Origin of the sequence: Arenibacter certesii DSM 19833, from assembly GCF_000429545.1 — a bacterium.
In the GTDB taxonomy this organism is placed as follows: domain Bacteria; phylum Bacteroidota; class Bacteroidia; order Flavobacteriales; family Flavobacteriaceae; genus Arenibacter; species Arenibacter certesii.
In genome coordinates, this window is the sequence record NZ_AUCB01000085.1 from 1 (window position 1) to 1236 (window position 1236).

At 40.1% G+C, this 1236-nt stretch carries 3 protein-coding genes; all 3 read left to right on the forward strand.

Annotated features, from left to right (window positions below; translation table 11 throughout):
* The coding region (locus G466_RS0118890) for a toprim domain-containing protein (RefSeq protein ID WP_026815009.1) at positions 1-543 on the forward strand (543 nt) is incomplete at its 5' end.
* 161 nt (positions 544-704) lie between these two features.
* Positions 705-1001, forward strand: a complete 297-nt coding sequence (gene mbpA / locus G466_RS0118895) for a mobilization protein MbpA (protein ID WP_026815010.1) — start codon at positions 705-707, stop codon at positions 999-1001.
* A partial coding sequence (locus G466_RS0118900; protein ID WP_026815011.1) for a relaxase/mobilization nuclease domain-containing protein occupies positions 998-1236 on the forward strand: 239 nt, incomplete at its 3' end. The genes mbpA and G466_RS0118900, both read left to right, overlap by 4 nt.

The following is a 1236-nucleotide window of genomic DNA, read 5'->3' on the forward strand; positions in this document are numbered from 1 at the left end:
GATAAACAGGATAAGATCGAGATTAAGTATGTTAAGGAACTGAGCCATTTTGCGCTAGGGGAATATGTAATGAAAAGAGGGATCTCCATATTAACCGCCAGAAAACTGTGCAAGGAAGTCCATTATAGGTTTAAGGACAAGATGTATTTCGCCCTAGGCTTAGCGAACAGCTCCGGAGGTTGGGAATTGCGGAACAAATACTATAAGAATTCCAGCTCCCCAAAAGACGTCACTCACCTCCAGAACGGAAACAGTAGGCTGATCGTTACCGAGGGCATGTTCGATATGATGAGCCTGATGGAGTGGGACCAAAAACTAATGGAAGCGAATGATCTTTTGATATTAAACTCCTTGGGCTTTATAGAAAAAACGTTTGAGATGTTTGACGCCTATGAATCGATTATGCTTTATCTGGACAATGATAGTGCAGGAAGAAATGCCGTTAACCTAATGATGCAACAACAGCCAAAATGCATAGACAGATCCAACCTATACGAGAATTTTAAAGATGTAAATGGAAGGTGGACCGCTCAAAAGAAATGACCTGATGAAGGTAATATTTTATCCCGAAAATGAAATAACGATTTATAAATACAATTTTAATGCATAAAAGAAATAATCTGATAGTGATGTAATTCAAGATGTGTCTTTGTTGCCACAAAGACAATCTTGCTTTGCTCCCGAAGGTCGCAAAGACGGAAAAAATGAAACGTACCTATGTTAAATTTCGATGCTCTCTATTTGAGAAAAAGTTACTCAGGATAAAGGCCAAAAAGAGCGGTCTGAGCGTGAGTGAATATTGTAGGCGTGCCGCCTTTGGGGATAAGATTATTGAGAGGTTAACAGAGGAACAGATAGACCTTTATAAAATGTTGGTCAAATACGGGACCAACTTTAAACTGATCGGGAACATGTACCGAAAACGGGATCCCAAACTGACAGCCGAGGTGACCAAGCTAGCAGAAGAAATACAGAACCACCTTTATAATTTCAAAAAATGATAGGCATAGGAAAATCAATATCGCATACCGGAAATTCCATGAGCTATGGCTGGAACAAGGAGAAACAAGCAGAGGTCGTTTACTCCAATCACGTGGCTGGGCAAACCCCAAACCAGATTACCAAAGAATTCAATATCATCCAATCCCAGAACTATCATTGCAAAAAGAACACCTTGAGCTTTGTCATCAGCCCTACTATTGAAGATGGAAAACAGCTAAAAGCCAAAGAGCTCAG

What these genes read in the sequence shown, in the direction of transcription:
- mbpA (WP_026815010.1), top strand. Translation starts at nt 705, where the DNA reads ATGAAACGTACCTATGTTAAATTTCGATGCTCTCTATTTGAGAAAAAG.